The 17,165-nt window shown below is 38.7% G+C and carries 14 protein-coding genes; 11 read left to right on the top strand and 3 right to left on the bottom strand.

The annotated features are described in order from the left end of the window. Nucleotides 1-24 precede the first annotated feature (24 nt). The 8 genes from RM549_RS15355 (at nt 25) to RM549_RS15320 (ending at nt 6,012) form a co-directional block, all read left to right on the top strand. Nucleotides 25-1,263, top strand: coding sequence for an aminotransferase class V-fold PLP-dependent enzyme (locus RM549_RS15355; protein WP_311686400.1), 1,239 nt, complete (start codon nt 25-27; stop codon nt 1,261-1,263). 10 nt (nt 1,264-1,273) lie between these two features. Next, nucleotides 1,274-1,702, top strand: a complete 429-nt coding sequence (locus tag RM549_RS15350; RefSeq protein ID WP_311686398.1) for an META domain-containing protein — start codon at nt 1,274-1,276, stop codon at nt 1,700-1,702. Further along, nucleotides 1,695-2,123: a SufE family protein gene (locus tag RM549_RS15345; protein ID WP_349254677.1), complete on the top strand. Its 429-nt coding sequence runs from the start codon at nt 1,695-1,697 to the stop codon at nt 2,121-2,123. Before RM549_RS15350 ends, RM549_RS15345 begins: the two co-directional genes overlap by 8 nt. A 1-nt stretch (nt 2,124) precedes the next feature. Next, entirely contained in the window at nt 2,125-2,448 is a 324-nt protein-coding gene (locus RM549_RS15340) for an iron-sulfur cluster assembly protein (protein ID WP_311686396.1), read from the top strand. Between the two features lie 34 nt (nt 2,449-2,482). Continuing rightward, nucleotides 2,483-2,995, top strand: a complete 513-nt coding sequence (locus RM549_RS15335) for a DUF2480 family protein (RefSeq protein WP_311686394.1) — start codon at nt 2,483-2,485, stop codon at nt 2,993-2,995. 2 nt (nt 2,996-2,997) lie between these two features. Next, nucleotides 2,998-3,897 carry a DUF3078 domain-containing protein gene (locus RM549_RS15330; protein WP_311686393.1) on the top strand — a complete coding sequence of 300 codons (900 nt, stop codon included), beginning with the start codon at nt 2,998-3,000 and terminating at the stop codon, nt 3,895-3,897. Nucleotides 3,898-4,020: 123 nt separating this feature from the next. Continuing rightward, the gene (gene hflX, locus RM549_RS15325; RefSeq protein WP_311686391.1) at nt 4,021-5,244 is read left to right on the top strand and encodes a GTPase HflX; all 1,224 of its coding nucleotides are present in this window, start codon (nt 4,021-4,023) and stop codon (nt 5,242-5,244) included. Between the two features lie 42 nt (nt 5,245-5,286). After that, nucleotides 5,287-6,012, top strand: coding sequence for a DUF4488 domain-containing protein (locus RM549_RS15320; RefSeq protein WP_311686389.1), 726 nt, complete (start codon nt 5,287-5,289; stop codon nt 6,010-6,012). 265 nt (nt 6,013-6,277) lie between these two features. Here the strand turns inward: RM549_RS15320 and RM549_RS15315 are convergent, their stop codons facing one another. Then, the gene (locus tag RM549_RS15315) at nt 6,278-7,081 is read right to left on the bottom strand and encodes a Rossmann-fold NAD(P)-binding domain-containing protein (protein ID WP_311686388.1); all 804 of its coding nucleotides are present in this window, start codon (nt 7,079-7,081) and stop codon (nt 6,278-6,280) included. Nucleotides 7,082-7,118: 37 nt separating this feature from the next. After that, on the bottom strand, nt 7,119-9,437 hold the full coding sequence (locus RM549_RS15310) for a M28 family peptidase (RefSeq protein WP_311686386.1): 2,319 nt from the start codon (nt 9,435-9,437) through the stop codon (nt 7,119-7,121). A 135-nt stretch (nt 9,438-9,572) separates the two neighbouring features. Here RM549_RS15310 and RM549_RS15305 point away from each other — a divergent pair, with 135 nt between their 5' ends. Continuing rightward, nucleotides 9,573-10,040, top strand: a complete 468-nt coding sequence (locus RM549_RS15305) for a CBS domain-containing protein (protein ID WP_311686384.1) — start codon at nt 9,573-9,575, stop codon at nt 10,038-10,040. Here the strand turns inward: RM549_RS15305 and RM549_RS15300 are convergent. Next, nucleotides 10,037-10,384: a hypothetical protein gene (locus tag RM549_RS15300; protein ID WP_311686383.1), complete on the bottom strand. Its 348-nt coding sequence runs from the start codon at nt 10,382-10,384 to the stop codon at nt 10,037-10,039. The genes RM549_RS15305 and RM549_RS15300 overlap by 4 nt on opposite strands. A gap of 266 nt (nt 10,385-10,650) precedes the next feature. On the opposite strand from RM549_RS15300, the gene RM549_RS15295 reads away from it, so the two are divergent. Both RM549_RS15295 and RM549_RS15290 read left to right on the top strand, forming a co-directional pair. Further along, nucleotides 10,651-13,965, top strand: coding sequence for a CRTAC1 family protein (locus tag RM549_RS15295; RefSeq protein ID WP_311686381.1), 3,315 nt, complete (start codon nt 10,651-10,653; stop codon nt 13,963-13,965). Between the two features lie 156 nt (nt 13,966-14,121). Next, the gene (locus RM549_RS15290; protein WP_311686379.1) at nt 14,122-17,154 is read left to right on the top strand and encodes a SusC/RagA family TonB-linked outer membrane protein; all 3,033 of its coding nucleotides are present in this window, start codon (nt 14,122-14,124) and stop codon (nt 17,152-17,154) included. Nucleotides 17,155-17,165: the final 11 nt, after the last annotated feature.

The following is a 17,165-nucleotide window of genomic DNA, read 5'->3' as shown; positions in this document are numbered from 1 at the left end:
ATCCTGAAATTTAAAAATGATAGAATGAGTATTGCTACTGAAAAAAATATTTTCGATGTAGAAAAGATCAGGAAAGACTTTCCTATTCTTCAGAGAGAGGTAAATAATTATCCTTTGATCTATTTCGATAATGCGGCTACTTCCCAAACGCCGCAACAGGTTATAGATGCTATAGTTGACTACTATTCCAACTATAATGCAAACATACATCGTGGAGTGCATACACTTTCACAGGAAGCTACAGATAAGTATGAAGCGGCCAGACAGAAGATTCAGAAGCATTTTAATGCGGAAAAGTCTCATGAAATAATTTTCACTTCGGGCGCAACTCACGGGATAAATCTGGTGGCAAGTGGCTTTGGAGCTATTCTTAAAGAAGGAGATGAAATTTTGGTTTCAGCTTTGGAGCACCACTCGAATATTGTGCCATGGCAAATGATTTGCGAAAAAACCGGTGCAAAACTGAAGGTGATCCCGATGAATGAAGACGGAGAATTAATTTATTCCGCTTTTGAAGAATTGCTGTCAGAAAGGACGAAAATTGTCTTTTTAAACCATGTATCTAATGCATTAGGGACGGTAAATCCTATTAAAAAAATTATTGATAAAGCACATGCGGCAGGAGCAGCGGTTTTAATTGATGGAGCACAGGCAGCACCACATATTAAAGCAGATGTTCAGGCTCTGGATGTCGATTTTTACGTAGTTTCTGCGCATAAAATGTGTGGACCAACAGGAGTTGGAGTTCTTTATGGAAAGGAAGAATGGCTAAAGAAACTACCTCCTTATCAGGGAGGTGGTGAAATGATTGCTACAGTTACTTTCGAGAAGACAACGTACGCAGATTTACCACATAAATTTGAAGCCGGAACACCAAATATCTGCGGTGGGATCGCTTTTGGAGCGGCCATTGACTATCTTGATGCTATAGGTTTTGATGCAATTGCTGCCTACGAACAGGATCTGCTCGAATACGCAACTGAAAAATTGCTTAAGATCGATGGGATGAAAATCTATGGAATTTCCAAAGAGAAAACTGCGGTGGTTTCATTTAATATAGAAGGTTTACATCCTTATGATATAGGAACAATTGTAGACAAATTAGGAATTGCAGTACGTACCGGTCACCATTGTGCACAGCCAATTATGGATTTCTATGGAATTCCTGGTACGGTAAGGGCTTCCTTTTCGTTTTATAATACAAAAGCCGAAATAGATCGTTTCATAGAAGCTGTAGAAAAGGCTAAAGCAATGCTTTCTTAAGTAAGGAGTAATGAAAAGAATGATAACCCTACTCAGTATATTTTTAATTATTTCCTGCGAAAATTCAGAAGAGAAATTTTCAGAAGATCCTGCAGATTTAAAGTCCATTGATGCCGCTTACAATTTGGTGGAAATGGATGGGGAGGATATTTCTTCCGAAGGTTTTATCCTTAATTTCGACGGAGAGAACCAACGACTTTCAGGAAAAACAGGCTGTAATAATTTTGTGGCGACCTACAAAAGTGAGGGTTCATCTATTATATTTAATCCGCCACTAGGGACAAAGATGTACTGTGAAGGACAGATGGAATATGAAGATCTTTTTAATGAGATACTGTTGGATATCAGGAATGTAAGGAGTAGCGATAAAAATTTAATATTTTTATCAAAAGATAATCAGGAGCTTTTAAGCCTTGACAAAACAGAGACAAGTGAGTAAAAATATAAAGGAAATACAGGAAGAGATTGTTGATGAATTTGCGATGTTTGACGACTGGATGCAGCGTTATGAATACATGATAGAGCTTGGAAAATCGCTTCCGCTTATCGACGAAAAATATAAGATTGAAGAAAACCTGATTAAAGGCTGCCAGAGTAAAGTATGGGTGCATGCAGAACTGGAAGGTGACAAACTTAGGTTTACGGCAGATAGTGATGCCATTATTACTAAGGGGATCGTTGCAATTTTAATACGGGCATTTTCTAATCAACATCCTGCAGATATAATCAAGGCCGATACGCAGTTTATTGATGAAATCGGATTAAAGGAGCATCTTTCACCCACTCGCGCAAACGGATTGGTGAGTATGATCAAACAGTTAAAAATGTATGCTGTGGCATACCAAACGCAATTAAATTAAGATGGAACAGGAAATAGATACTGATGCATTAGGGGAAAAAATCGTAAAGGTTCTTAAAACTATTTATGATCCGGAAATCCCTGTGGATATATATGAACTTGGGTTGATATACGATGTTATGGTGAGTACAGATTATGAGGTGAAAATCCTCATGACGCTTACCACCCCTAACTGTCCTGTGGCCGAAAGTTTACCTCAGGAAGTGGAAGAAAGGGTAAAATCATTGGATATGGTGAAGGATGCCGAAGTGGAAATCACTTTCGATCCACCATGGACTCAGGATTTAATGAGTGAAGAAGCTAAACTCGAACTGGGACTTTTGTAATTAAAAGTTTTTCAGCAAGTTTAAAATTTAAGATATGTCTACAGAAATAGTAAACAGAGTAGCCAACAGTAAGTTGGTCACCTTTGATCTTGAAGACTATTATCCTTCAGGAGAACGGGTGCTTTTTGATATCAAGGACTGGCTGCTGGAGGGACTTGTCCTTCGGGAAGGTGTATTTAGGGAAAAGGCAGCTCAACACGACTGGAGGCAGTATAAAGATTCTTATGTGGCGCTTACCTGTACAACAGACGCGATAATTCCGGCGTGGGCTTACATGTTGCTGGCTACTTATCTTCAGCCGTACGCAAAAAAAACAGTTTCCGGAAATCTCGAGGACCTGGAAACCGTTTTATATACTGAAATTATTCAGAAAATGGATGTTTCAGAATTAGTAGATAAACCAGTTATTGTCAAGGGATGTTCCCATAAACCAGTACCTAAGAATGCCTATTTACTGCTTATAGAAAAATTGCAACCGGTTGTAAAAAGCCTTCTGTATGGAGAGGCTTGTTCTTCTGTGCCTCTTTACAGGAAACCAAAGAAATAAGAATGGTGAGATTTTTAATTGTAGCTCTAAGTCTAATATCTACATTAATAGTACAGGCACAACAAGAAATGCAAAAGGACTCTGTTCCACCAAACGGTTGGGATACAGAGGGAAATGTTCAGCTACTTTTTAACCAGTCTGCTTTTAATGCTGAATGGACTGGTGGGGGAACTTCCAGTATCGCCGGAAATCTCACAGCAAATTATCATATTAATTACCGGAAGGATCGTTTCACCTGGAGAAACACTATCCTTGGAAATTACGGACTTACAAAAGTGCGAACAGATAAATTTCCGAGGAAAACCAGTGACAGGCTGGATGTAAATTCTATTGCGGGGCTGGAAATCAAAGAATCCGGTTTCTATTATTCGTTCTTCCTTAATTTTAGAACGCAGTTCGACAAGGGTTATAAATTTAGTGAAAATGCTGAAGGGGAAACCACAAGAACAGAAACCACGCATTTTCTGTCCCCGGCATACCTGCAGGCAGGTCCCGGTATGATGTACAAAAAGAACGAAAATTTTGTAATCAATCTCGCACCTGCAACTTCACGTTTTATTTTTGTAGATGATCGTTTTACATCGGGTCCCGACTATAGGGACGGCCAGTATTTTGGAGTGGATAAAGGTGAATCTATGAGATTTGAATTTGGTTCCTCCCTGAATATACTCGCTAATTTTGAGCTGTTGGAAGATGTCGTGATGAGCAATTCCATTAATTTCTACAAAAACTACCTCGATAAACCGGGGAATATTGATATAGACTATTTGATGGATCTGGAGATGGGTATCAATAAATATCTATCTGCAAACCTGCTGTTTCAGGCAATTTATGACGATAATGCCGTAGCAGCTTTCCAAATACGGGAAGTGTTTGGAGTAGGCATAAATTACGGGTTCTAAGATATTCACAAATACATTTGGAAAAAGCCCGTCACAGAAATGGCGGGCTTTTCTGCGTTAAATTTTTGTTGAATAAACAGCACTAAAAATCACAATAACATTCAATTATGTAACTTTGCCTTTATGATTGAAAAAACCGATTTACAATACGAAAAAACGGTTCTTATAGGAATCGTCACCAAAGAACAGGGAGAAGATAAGCTTGAAGAATATCTCGATGAGCTGGAATTTCTTACCTATACGGCCGGAGGTGAAGTTTTAAAACGCTTTACACAAAAAATGGATAAGCCCAATCCAAAAACATTTATTGGTTCGGGTAAGATGAATGATGTAAAGGAATTTGTGGATGAGAATGAAATAGGAACGGCCATTTTTGATGACGAACTTTCTCCCGCACAACAAAAAAATATTGAAAAAATCCTTAAGTGTAAAGTACTGGACAGGACCAACCTTATTCTGGATATTTTCGCGCAAAGGGCACAAACCAGCTATGCAAGGACCCAGGTAGAACTGGCGCAGTACGAATATTTATTACCTCGGCTTGCAGGAATGTGGACCCACCTTGAGCGGCAGCGTGGTGGTATTGGAATGCGTGGTCCCGGTGAGACAGAGATTGAGACAGATAGACGTATCGTCCGTGATAAAATTGCCCTTCTTAAAAAGAAAATCGAGGCCATAGATAAGCAAATGGAAGTGCAGCGTGGTAACCGTGGTCAGTTGGTACGCGTCGCTCTTGTTGGATATACAAACGTGGGGAAATCCACTTTAATGAACGTGATTAGTAAGAGCGAAGTTTTTGCTGAAAATAAATTATTTGCAACGCTGGATACTACTGTACGTAAAGTAGTAATACGAAATTTGCCATTTTTACTAACCGATACTGTAGGTTTTATCCGGAAGCTGCCAACTCAGTTAGTCGAATCGTTTAAAGGAACACTGGATGAAGTGCGTGAAGCAGACTTGCTCTTGCATGTGGTGGATATTTCCCATCCCAATTTTGAAGAACATATAGATTCGGTAAACCAGATCCTGACGGAAATTAAAAGTTCCGATAAGCCAACGTTGATGGTTTTTAATAAAATAGATCAGTACAAGCCTGAAGTTATTGATGAAGATGACCTGGTCACCGAAAAAACTACAGCCCACAATACCCTTACCGATTGGAAAAGGACGTGGATGAACCGTATGGGTGAGGATGTTTTGTTCATTTCGGCACTGGAAAAAGAGAACATAGAAGAATTTCGGAAAAAAGTCTATGAAGCAGTAAGGAAAATCCACATTACAAGATTTCCTTATAACAATTTCCTGTACCCAGAATATGATACCTACGGGGAAGAGCAGGAATAGTCGAGATTTTGCTTAAGCTGAATTTTTTAAAATCCTATAAATATGAAAAAGCTAATTATTCTACCGCTGTTGATCATTTGTTTTTCGCTGAATGCACAAAGTTTGGAAGGTTCCTGGAAACTTGTGGAGGAGAATGGACTGGAAGTTACCGACAAAGAGGTCGTTAGGATTTATCAGGATGGTTATTTTGCTGAAGGTGCCAAAAATTCTGAAACTAATGAATTTCTGTGGGCACTTGGCGGTGAATATTCTGAAGCTGATTACAGGGAAATGTCAGATTTTAACACTAAAAATCCTGAAGCTATAGGAAAAACTTTCGATCCTAAGCTTAGTTTTATGAGCGATAATAGTCAGATTAAGATTGACAATGTAACTGAAGTACAGGTTTGGGAAAGAATATCTTCAGAAGAAGATGATCTTAGCGGCAACTGGGTGATTACCGGTCGTAAGAGGGGTAGAGAAATGAGTACAATGACTCCCGGCAACCGCAGAACGGTAAAAATTCTTGGCGGCGGACGTTTTCAATGGATTGCCTTTAACTCAGCTACAAGAGAATTTAGCGGTACAGGCGGCGGTACTTATTCTGCGGAAGACGGTAAGTATATAGAAAATATTGAATTCTTCTCCCGTGATAGCAACAGGGTAGGAGCCAGTCTCGATTTCGAATATGAAGTAAGAGATAGCGAATGGCATCACCAGGGCAAAAGCTCCAAAGGCGATCCCATCTACGAAATCTGGTCCCCATATTCAGAAGCTTATACGAAGTAGAATTTTAGTATATAAAATAGCGGTCATGCTGAGCCTGCCGAAGCCCATTCACATTTCGGCAAGCTGAAAACCAAACAACGCCAGTCCGGCTGAGCCTGTCGAGGCCTCATTCTGTTTCATTTAGACTCTCCCATTAGCACATTAGCAAATTTTCACATTGTTAAATTAACTTCAGTTCTCGTTCCCGACTCCACTCCTGAATTTACAAAAAGAACTCCAAACAACGAACTTACCGAAGTCGATATTTGGCATTTTCAGGCATCGGCTATATTTTGTGCTTAAATTCAAATCTAAGCACTTCCTCCAATCTTTCAGAAGCTATAATTTTTCCTTTTGAAGCAGATTTTTGATCATATTCTGGTTCGGGAAGTAAGTTTTGAGTGGCCTTTTCGGAATAATAAGATTCTTTTTCAGGATGTTCGGGAAAAACAGCATTAAAAACAGTTCCCCAGGCCTCTCTTTCGATAATTTTCTGAATCATTTCAATGCAATCCTCCTGCTGAAGCAAATTTACGGGTGCTTTGGGATTTTTAATGCCCGTTCTACCGGACAACATGTTCACCGGATGACGATCTGCACCCAGAAGACCTCCAAATCTTACAATTGTAGTGCGAAAATTGCTATTTTCGGTCAGTAGTTTTTCTGCAGCTATAATTTCTACAGCGGCAGGAGAATTGCCGTTTGGAGGCGAAGACTCCAAATAAACCGGAAAACCTTCAGTGTCTTTATAAACCGAAGTGGAACTCACAAAAAGCACATTTTTGATGCTACTTTTTGTCAAATGCTTCAGAAGTTCCTTAATTTTTCCACTAAAATCTGTTTCAGGATCGCGGCGAACTCCCGGTGGAATATCCACAATTAGAATTTCAGATTTAGACAAAAAAGCATCAATATCTCCCTGAATTCCTTCAGGAAAAAGCTCAATCTGATAAGGCAAAATCTGCTCTTCCTGTAAATCAATGACTTTTTCCCTGCGTGTGGTAGATCCTTTTACGGTATGTCCTTTATTTATTAAAGCTTTTGCCAATGGAAGGCCCAGCCAGCCACAACCCAAAATAGAAATATTCATAATTGTAAAATTTTATGTATCACTGAAGTTCCGGTTCTTAATTATTTTTCCTCTTTATGGTCTTCTTTATAATCACTGCATCATTAACCACAAAAGGCCGCGGAATCATCCAATCCTGTCTTTTAGGAACATTTAATTCTGAATTTTCCAGTAAGTCATAACTGGATTCGTAAAGCACGAATTCCGGTTCTTTATCTTTTGGCAGACTAAAATGAATTCGTAAAGTATCTTTACCGGCAGCGTGATAAAGTAATAATTTTTTGTTCCATCTTTTTTTGAAAACGTGAAAGCTTTCTTCCCCAAGCTTAATTCGATCTGCGGTCTTTCCGTTTACCTTAAATTCTTCAAAATCCAGATCAGGATCTGCAAATAGTTCTAGTCTGTTCACCTCTCTGTTTGAAGCGATCTTCAGAGAATAACCGTTTGTATTTGCAGAACTGTTAGTTAACTGAAGCAAAATGCCCGGCTCTTGTAAATCTATTTTTGGCGCAGGTGCCCTATAGGTAAATGTACTGCCGTACTTGCTATCGAAATTGGCCATTTTTGAAGGGTAGATCACCGGCTCTTCACCAAAATAATTTGTGGTCCATTCATCTGGCATACGGTCATAGGAAAACCATCTTGCTTCATCTGTATCTACGTCTAGAAGGTAAACCAGGCTGTTAGGCTTTGGTCTTTCCGTAGAAAAATCAGATTTAAAGTGAGCAATTAAGAAAAGAATATTAAAAACAACAAAAGAAAGTACAGCCAGCGCTTTATTTCTTCGGAAATAGCCAAAAACAGGGAGCAGTAAAGAAAACAGAAGTACAGTTAAAATCGCTGCAACAAATAAAATTTTTAGCCCGAGAGCAACAGGGAATGCATCAACAAACGGCATAAGAATGAGGATTGCCGGTAAGGACAACACCGCCATCAGTAGCAAATTCGGATGTTTTTGCCTTAGCATCACAAATAATTGCAAGATTCCGAAGAAAATCGGAATTATAAAATATGCGGCACCTTTCAGCACAAAGGCAAGCAAGGCGCATAACAGCAGCCAGAAAAATAGCGGAGCAACGAACAGGGAAGCAGTATATTTTGATTCAGAAGTTTTCCGGTAGATATAAAAACAAACGGTTAAACTCAGGAAAATCGAGGCGTAGATGTAGTAATATCCGTTATAGGTGAATCCCTGTTCCATTTCAGAATATTCGGGATAAATCAGCAAACAGAATTGCCAAAGCAAATACACCAGTACTCCTGAAATTGTAAGACTTAGTAAGAATGGTATAAATCCTTTTAAGACCGGCTTTAATTTTAGTCGTTTTGTGGTAAATCCATAAGTAATGAGTGTGAGAAAAAGAATTCCGGCAATTAGTAGCATTGGAAAAATCCACGAGAAAGGATAAGAAATTATTTTCCCGAAGGGCAGATCGAAATAGAGAAAATCTTCAGTAGAATCAAGAGAAAGTTCGGCATCTTTAAAATGGTAGAGCAACGGCATAAGGTAACTCCCCTGTTGCGCCAGACTCTCCTTGTCGAGGTTTTCCGGGATATCTGTAGCGGTGTGATAATCGAAATGATCATCGATAAAAGCAAAATTGAATCCGTTAATGTTTCCCTGCTCACGCAATACCGTCAGGTCAGTATCGTTGGGAAGCATTTTATAAACGCTGTAGGCGAGGGAATTAGTGACCGGAAACTGCGGATTTGCTTCTTTAAAAGCTTTGATTAGAGCCGAATTGGTATTATTGGTTTCCAGCAGCATAAACGAATTTCCTCCACTTCCGCGGGATTCAAAATTGAGCGCCAGTTTTGCATCTTTAACCCATGGATGCTCATTAACAAAAAGCCCGGCGCCATTCAGGCCCAGTTCTTCCGCATCTGTAAACAACAGGATAATATCATTGTCGTGGGAGGTGTTGCCGGCAAGAAAAGCCCTTATTCCTTCAAGGATAGTTGCGACACCACTACCTGCATCGCTGGCTCCAAAAGAAGAATGTGGGTCACTGTCGTAATGGGTCATAAGCACGAGCGCCTCTCCACTTCCGGAGCCTTCTATACGGCTAAGGATATTTTGAGGACGTGCCATTTCTCCGGTATTATTCAGGTTGTAACCTTCCTGTACCTGCACCTGTAAATCCATTTCCTGAAGCTGGTTGATGATATAGTTGCGTACCCGGCTGTGCGCTGCACTTCCAACATAATGCGGCTGTTGGGCGATTTGCTCTACATGGGAAAAAGCACGTGTGGTAGAAAATTCAGTTTCTGGAGTTGCTTCAGATGGATCATAATATGGCTGATTGCTGTAATAATGTAGCCAAATGGCAAGTACAATAAGAAGAAAGGCGAAAACTGCAGAAAATCTATTCAGCATATTATGGAAAGGTTGCTGTTATAATGAGGTCTAAAGTTACTTAAGATTTATATCAAAAAAGAAAAATTTGTTCAGGCAATCAGGCTGTTTAAATTTTCACTATATTTAATTACTTAACAATCAAAAACTTAAACTATGGGTATTAAAAGTTTTCAGGGGAAGCGCGCTGAGCCGGAAAAACCGGTCGAGGAGCCAATACTGGTAGAAGATTACATGACTACTTCGCTTATTACTTTCACGAAAGAAGAAAAAATAACAGATGTTATTGCCAAATTGGTGGCAAACCGGATTTCCGGAGGTCCTGTTGTAAATGAAAAAGATGAACTGTTGGGAATTATTTCTGAAGGTGACTGTCTAAAGCAGATTTGTGATAGCCGATATTATAATATGCCTATGGAAGATTTGACGGTGGAGAAACATATGACCTGCAACGTGGAGACAATAGATGGTAAGATGAATGTGCTGGATGCCGCTAAAAAATTTATAGAATTAAAGCACCGCCGTTTTCCCATAGTCGAAGATGGTAAGCTTGTGGGGCAAATTAGCCAGAGCGATATTTTAAAAGCGGCAATGGAATTAAAAGGGGATACCTGGAGAACCTAATTCCGTTTTACCAGCGCATAGAAGTCATTTTCAAGGGGCAAATATCCCTGGTCATACACGAAATAATACACTGTCCCGGTCTTTGTAGTGTAGATACCTGTTATAAATTCAAATTTAAAACCTTTAGCCAGTAATTTAGATTTGCTGGTTTTTGTTTTATTATCCGGGTTTAATTCCTGTAGAATGCGATAGTTTCTGCGCAATTGATTGTTGGTGTTCCTAACAAGATTATTGCTTTCCTTGTTTACCTTATTATGATGTGCATTGCGGCAATGGTCGCTACAGAATTTTTTATCCTCACGACCTACAAGTTTCTCGCCACATTCTAAACAGGTTTTTTGCATCTACTAAAGGTAGTAAAAAAATTCTTTCGCTGTTTTTTTGCAAATTTTAAACGCTATTCTAAAAAGTTTTCTTAATTAACTTAGAATCCGCAAAATATTACATTTTGCTAGGGTCATAGGAGGAAATGGTACTAATTTTAATCTGGTGTTGGGGATTATATAGTAATCCAATAATTTCAGAAAATTTGCCTGAAAAAATTAGGAATTTCTTACATTACGCCCGTTAATTTAATGTTAATAACATTTCTCTATAAATAGCATCTTAAATGAATATTTTTTCAAAAATTATAGCAATTGCCACTTTAGTTTTACTGAGTAGTTGTAAGCAAGAGGAGGATGTGGCGGCATCTGAAACTTCAGAAAATAAAATTTTCAATAACATTTCTTCGGAAAGTTCCGCAATCGATTTCAGTAATAATTTAACTGAAAACGATTCCCTTAATTATTTTAGCTATTCCTATATATATATGGGGGGAGGTGTAGCTGCCGGGGATATCAATAATGACGGCTTGCAGGATCTTTACTTTACCGGAAACCAGGTGTCCAATAAACTATACCTGAATAAAGGCAACCTTGAATTTGAAGATATTACTGAGGCTGCGGGAGTTGGCGGAGATGAGCGTTGGTATACGGGCGTTACAATGGCAGATGTGAATGGCGATGGTTTTCTGGATATATATCTTTCTGTAGGTGGAAAGTTCGGGCCTAAAAATAATCAGCTTTTTATAAATAACGGCGACGGGACTTTTGAAGAAAAAGCAGAGGAATATGGATTGGATGATGCTGGTAACAGTGTGCAGGCCACTTTTTTCGATTATGACAAAGATGGTGATCTGGATGTCTATATTGCCAATTATCCCCCAACCCGATTTGATTCTCCAAATTTTATCTACGAATATAAAATGAAGAATGTAAGTGATCTTGAATCCGATCACTTACTGCGCAATGACGGTGGTAAGTTTACAGATGTTACCGATGAAGCCGGCGTTAGAAGCTTCGGATTAACCTTATCTGCTACTGTGGGCGATTTAAACAATGATGGCTGGCCGGATATTTATATTTCCAATGATTTTAGTTCTCCCGATTTCTTATACATGAACAACGGGGACGGTTCTTTTAGAGAGGTTGTTAAAGAAGCTACTTCACATACTGCTTTCTATGGTATGGGTGTGGATATTGCCGATTATAATAATGATGGAAATTTGGATATTTATCAAGTCGATATGTCTGCAAAAGATAACCGGCGGAAAAAAGCTAATATGGCAAGTATGAATCCGGATTTGTTCTGGAGTACCGTTGATGCCGGATTCCATTATCAATATATGCAGAATACCCTTCAAACAAATACCGGTGTTTTTGAAGGTGAGGATCCGTTTTTTGCTGATTTGTCCCGGATAACAGGATCTTCTTCTACAGACTGGAGCTGGGGGCCTTTATTTGCCGACTTTAATAATGATGGGCATAAAGATCTCTTTGTGACCAATGGAACGAGAAGGGAAATTAACAATAATGATTATTTTAATAACCTTAAGCAGACGCGGGTAGTAGAAGAAAATCAGCTGGAGAAGAGCCTGAACATTCCTTCTGAAAGGATTGATAATTTTATGTTTCAGAATAATGGGGATCTGTCTTTTGAAATAGCAAATGAAAAATGGGGAATTGAATTTGAAGGATGGTCGAACGGAGTGGTGTATGCAGATTTGGATAACGACGGTGATTTGGAAATTGTCATTAATAATATAGATGATAAAGCTTCTTTCTTTGAAAACACAAGTTCAGACCATAATAATTTTGTTCAGATACAATTTGAAGGTAATGAGGAAAACCGGTTCGGGTTGGGAGCCAGAGCTTATGTAAAGACAGATGAAATGGAACAAATGCAGGAACTTACACTTTCAAGAGGTTTTCAATCTTCTGTTGCTCCCCAGTTGCATTTTGGTTTGGCAAAAACCGAAGTTGTTGATGAAATTAAGATTGTATGGCCAGATGGTAAAGCTGAAAGTATAAAGGATGTTGATGCTAACCAGCGACTCACCTTCAGTCATAAAAATGCAATAGAAGTATCAGAAGATGAAGTTGCCAACAGCAACCTTCTTTTTACAACAATTAAGGATACTACTTCTTTTCCTCTTTACAAGCATGTAGAAAATGAGTATGATGATTTTAAAGAAGAGATTCTTTTACCTCACCGAACATCTACATTTGGACCGGGTGCTGCAGTTGGCGATCTAAATGGAGATGGTAAGGAAGATTTCTTTATTGGTGCTGCTTCTACTTATGAAGCAGGCCTTTATTTCCAGACAGCAACTGGTTTTGAAAAGCAGCAAAGTCAGGCCTTTGAACAGGATAAAAAATATGAGGATTTAGGCGCATTGATTTTTGATGCCAATGGCGATGGATACAATGACATTTATGTAGTTAGTGGTGGAAATGAATTTGAACCTGACTCGGAATTTCTGCAGGACAGGCTCTACATAAATAATGGTGAGGGTAAATTTGTTAGGGATAAGTCGGCATTACCTGAAATGCGTACAAGTGGGTCAAGAGTTTATGAGGCAGACTTTGATAAAGATGGAAAGAAAGATCTTCTGGTGCTGGGGCGCCTGATACCCGGACATTATCCTTTACCTGCAAAATCATACATTTTAAAGAACGTGGGGGGAAATGGAAAAGCAAAATATCGAGATATTACTAAAAATATAGCGCCGGAATTTCAGTCTTTAGGTATGGCGACCAGTGCTGAAATTGTAGATATCGATCAAGACGGTTGGGAAGATATTGTTGTTGTAGGAGAATGGATGCCTATAAGGGTTTTTAAAAATTCAGAAAAAGGCTTTACAGAAATTTCTGAAGACCTTGGATTAGCAGATACTACTGGTTGGTGGTGGAGTGTAAAAGCGGGAGATTTTGATAATGATGGGGATCAGGATTTTCTGGTTGGAAACCTTGGTCGCAATTACAAATACACTGCTAATGAAGATGAAACTTTTGATATCTACTTCAACGACTTCGACGAGAATAGTAAACAGGATATTGTACTAAGTTACTATAACGACGGGGAAAAATTTCCTTTAAGGGGAAGGGAATGTTCTTCGCAACAAATGCCAGGAATAAAAAATAAATTTCCAGATTATCAATCTTTTTCAACTGCAACCCTGGAAGATGTATACACGGAAAAAGAATTAGAAAATTCTCTTCACTACCAGGTTAAGTCCTTTGCGAGTGTTTATCTTGAAAACAGGGACGGAAAACTTGTGCCCCACGAGCTTCCTTCAGGTGCTCAAATCTCGTCAATAAATCAGATACTAATAGATGATTATGATGGAGATGGGAATCTAGATGCTTTAATTGCTGGAAACCTTTTCTGGTCTGAAGTAGAGACCACCAGAAATGATGCTGGCTATGGAATGTTTTTGAAAGGTGATGGAGCTGGTCACTTTACGGAAACCAGGGCGTCAGATAGTGGTTTTTTTGTACCAGGTGATGTAAAGGATATGTTAACCTTGAGATTCCGAAACAAAGATATTGTTGTTGCGGTTAAAAATAATGACGAATTGCAGTATCTGGATTTAAACCGCTAGGAAATATCATAAGTTCAATAAAATCTGCTCGCAGTTGGGGATGTGAAATTAAACAAAGGACAATCTTATGGTTCTGTTAATTTTTTTTCCGAAATCGGTTGCGTATCAGAATATTTTTTCTACTTTTATCGTCAACTAACAATACAAATAATCAATATGAAAGAAAATTACTTTAAAAGTACTCTGTTTTTTCTATGTTTCCTTTGCGTTGGCTTTATTTCGGCCCAGGAAATTATAACAGGAACAGTTACTGATGAAAATGGTCCGCTTCCCGGAGTTAACGTAGTATTAGAAGGAACAACCACAGGTACTACCACAGATTTTGATGGAAATTATACTCTTGAAGTGGAAGAAGATTTAGGGCAGGATGCCCGACTTGTGTTTAGCTACATCAGCTACCAGACACAACAAGTTGCAATTAATGATCGGTCTGTTATTGATGTAAATATGGTTGCCGATGCACAATCATTGGATGATGTTATAGTTGTAGGTTACGGTACACAGTCAAGAGCTGAAGTTACCGGAGCTATTTCATCTATAGATACTGAAGAGATAAACGCTTTGCCAGTAGCAACTGCAGAGCAGGCGCTTCAGGGACGTGCTTCAGGTGTTACAGTTATTAACTCAGGATCTCCTGGTAACTCACCGGCAGTAAGGATTAGAGGATTGGCCTCTCCTAACAATAATGATCCTTTATATGTTATTGATGGTATTATAGCAGGTGGATTGGGTAGTCTTAACCCTAATGATATTGAGAACATTCAGGTTTTAAAAGATGCTTCTACTACAGCTGTTTATGGTTCAAGAGGTGCAAATGGTGTTGTACTTGTTACCACAAAATCTGGAAAAGCTTCTCAAAAAGCTCAGTTAAGCTTAGATTCTTATTCTGGTGTGCAGTTTAACAGTAATCGTTATGATGTTTTAGACCGCGACCAATATATTCAATATGCGAGAGAGATAACAGAGACTACTCCAGAGCGTATTACCAATCCAGAGTATGCAGATTTTATTGACAATGATACAGACTGGCAGGATGAAATTTTCAGAACTGGAATTTTAAGGAGTGTTAACCTTGGACTTTCCGGTGGTAGTGAAAACAGTAATTTCAGATTTTCCGGAGGTTACCTTAATCAGGAAGGAGCAATCATTGAAACCGAGTTTGAACGTTTTAATTTTAGATCAAATAGTAATTTTAATTTTGGAAAGCTTCGTTTTGGACAGACCATGAATGTGGCTTTAACTGTACAAAATCCTGAAAGAGAAGATGGTGGTAGATCTATATTGGAGCACGCTATAAAATCTGCTCCTTATTTAGCTGTTTATAATCCTGAAAACAGAGGTGGGTTCCAGGGTCCAAACTCTGCGTTAGATGGTCAGGATGCTGCAAACCCGGTTCGGGTCCAAACAATAGGAAGTGCTGAAAATAAAGGAATAACTATTTTAGGTAGTCTTTTCGCTGAATATGAAATACTTGATGGACTTGTTTTCAAGACTCAGGCTGGTTTAGATTATTATAAGTTTAATAACGATAATTTTATTCCTTCTTATAATGATGATAGTAACGGTGGTACTCATCAATTTGCTTTTGCTCAAATCACCAAAAACAGTGGTACTAACCAATCCCTTACCCTTACAAATAGTTTGAACTATAAGTTCCAAATTGCAGATTTGCACAACTTCGAACTTTTAGCTTTAGCAGAAGATCAGAGGGTTGATAGTGAGAGTCTAAACGCAAGCAGTCAGAACCCTATTACAGATGATGTAGAAGAAGTTTCTTTAAATCAAGCTGGACTGTCTTCAGCTTCTTCAGAATACAGGAGAGTCGGATTTTTAGGTCGTGTGAATTATAACTTTGATCAAAAATACCTTTTAGCAGGTTCTTTGCGTAGAGATGCATCCACACGTTTTGGTGCTAATAATCGTTGGGGTACTTTCTGGTCTATTGCTGCAGGATGGAATGTTGCCAAAGAGGAATTTTTGCAGGATTCAGACATAAATAACTTGAAGATTAGAGGTAGTTGGGGTACAACCGGTAACGACCAGATTGGAAACTACCGTTATGCTTCCACTTTAGTTACAAGTTTTATTTATCCATTTGGAGGTGCTGCCTTACAAGGTACCACCGCCGAGGGACTTCCCAATCCTAATCTTAAATGGGAGGAAGTAACTATGAAGAATATTGGGTTAGATTTAGGGATTTTTAATAATGCCTTCACCTTATCCTTAGAATATTATAATAATACAAGTGATGATCTTCTTTATGAATTACCATTACCACTTAGTTTAGGTTATAATGTTCCTACTATTGCTTCCAACGTTGGATCTGTTGAAACAGATGGATTTGAGGTTGATCTTGGATATAACGATTATGAAGGTGATTTCACCTGGTCTGCGAATTTAAACCTTGGTACTACCAGGAATGAGGTACTTTCTATTGGAAGTCTTGATCAGGTTCAGGGAGGATTTTTTGAAAACGAATATCTTACCAGAATTTCAGTAGGAGAACCTTTATTTCATTTCTATGGCTTAAGGACTGATGGAATTTATCAAAATCAGGCAGAAGTAGATGAAGTGTTAACAGCCAATCCAGATCAGGAGGCGGTGCAACCGGGAGATGTACGTTTTGTGGATATTAATGGTGATGGTGCTATAAATGCTGCCGACAGAACGGTTATAGGTAATCCTTACCCTTCAGTTACTCTGGGTCTTAATTTAAGCGCTCAATACAAGAGTTTTGATATTTCAGTATTTGTTCAGGGAGCATATGGACAGGAAATTTATAACACTAACTTGTATGACCTTCAAGGAATGCCAAGATTATTTAATAGTGGAGTTGCTGTTCTTGATCGTTGGACTGGTGAGGGTACATCAAATACAATCCCACGTGCTTTGGGTGCTCCACAAAACCTGAATGCATCAGATCGTTTTATAGAAGATGGTTCTTATACCAGGCTTAAGAATTTAAATATAGGTTATACTTTTGATGAAGGAATGTTTGGTGACTCACTTGCAAATTTAAGAATATACCTCAGTGGGCAGAACCTTATTACCTTGACCGATTATTCAGGTCTTGATCCCGAAATTGGTGTTGATAACGTTTTACAACAAGGCACCGGAGGTCTTGGTATAGATAGAGGATTATATCCTCAGCCTACTTCCATTACATTTGGACTTCAACTAGGATTTTAAAAAAAAATAAT

The organism is Autumnicola patrickiae (genome assembly GCF_031846525.1).
Taxonomy (GTDB): domain Bacteria; phylum Bacteroidota; class Bacteroidia; order Flavobacteriales; family Flavobacteriaceae; genus Autumnicola; species Autumnicola patrickiae.
The sequence above is the reverse complement of the archived record's forward strand: the minus strand, read 5'-3'. Positions and strand labels throughout refer to the sequence as shown.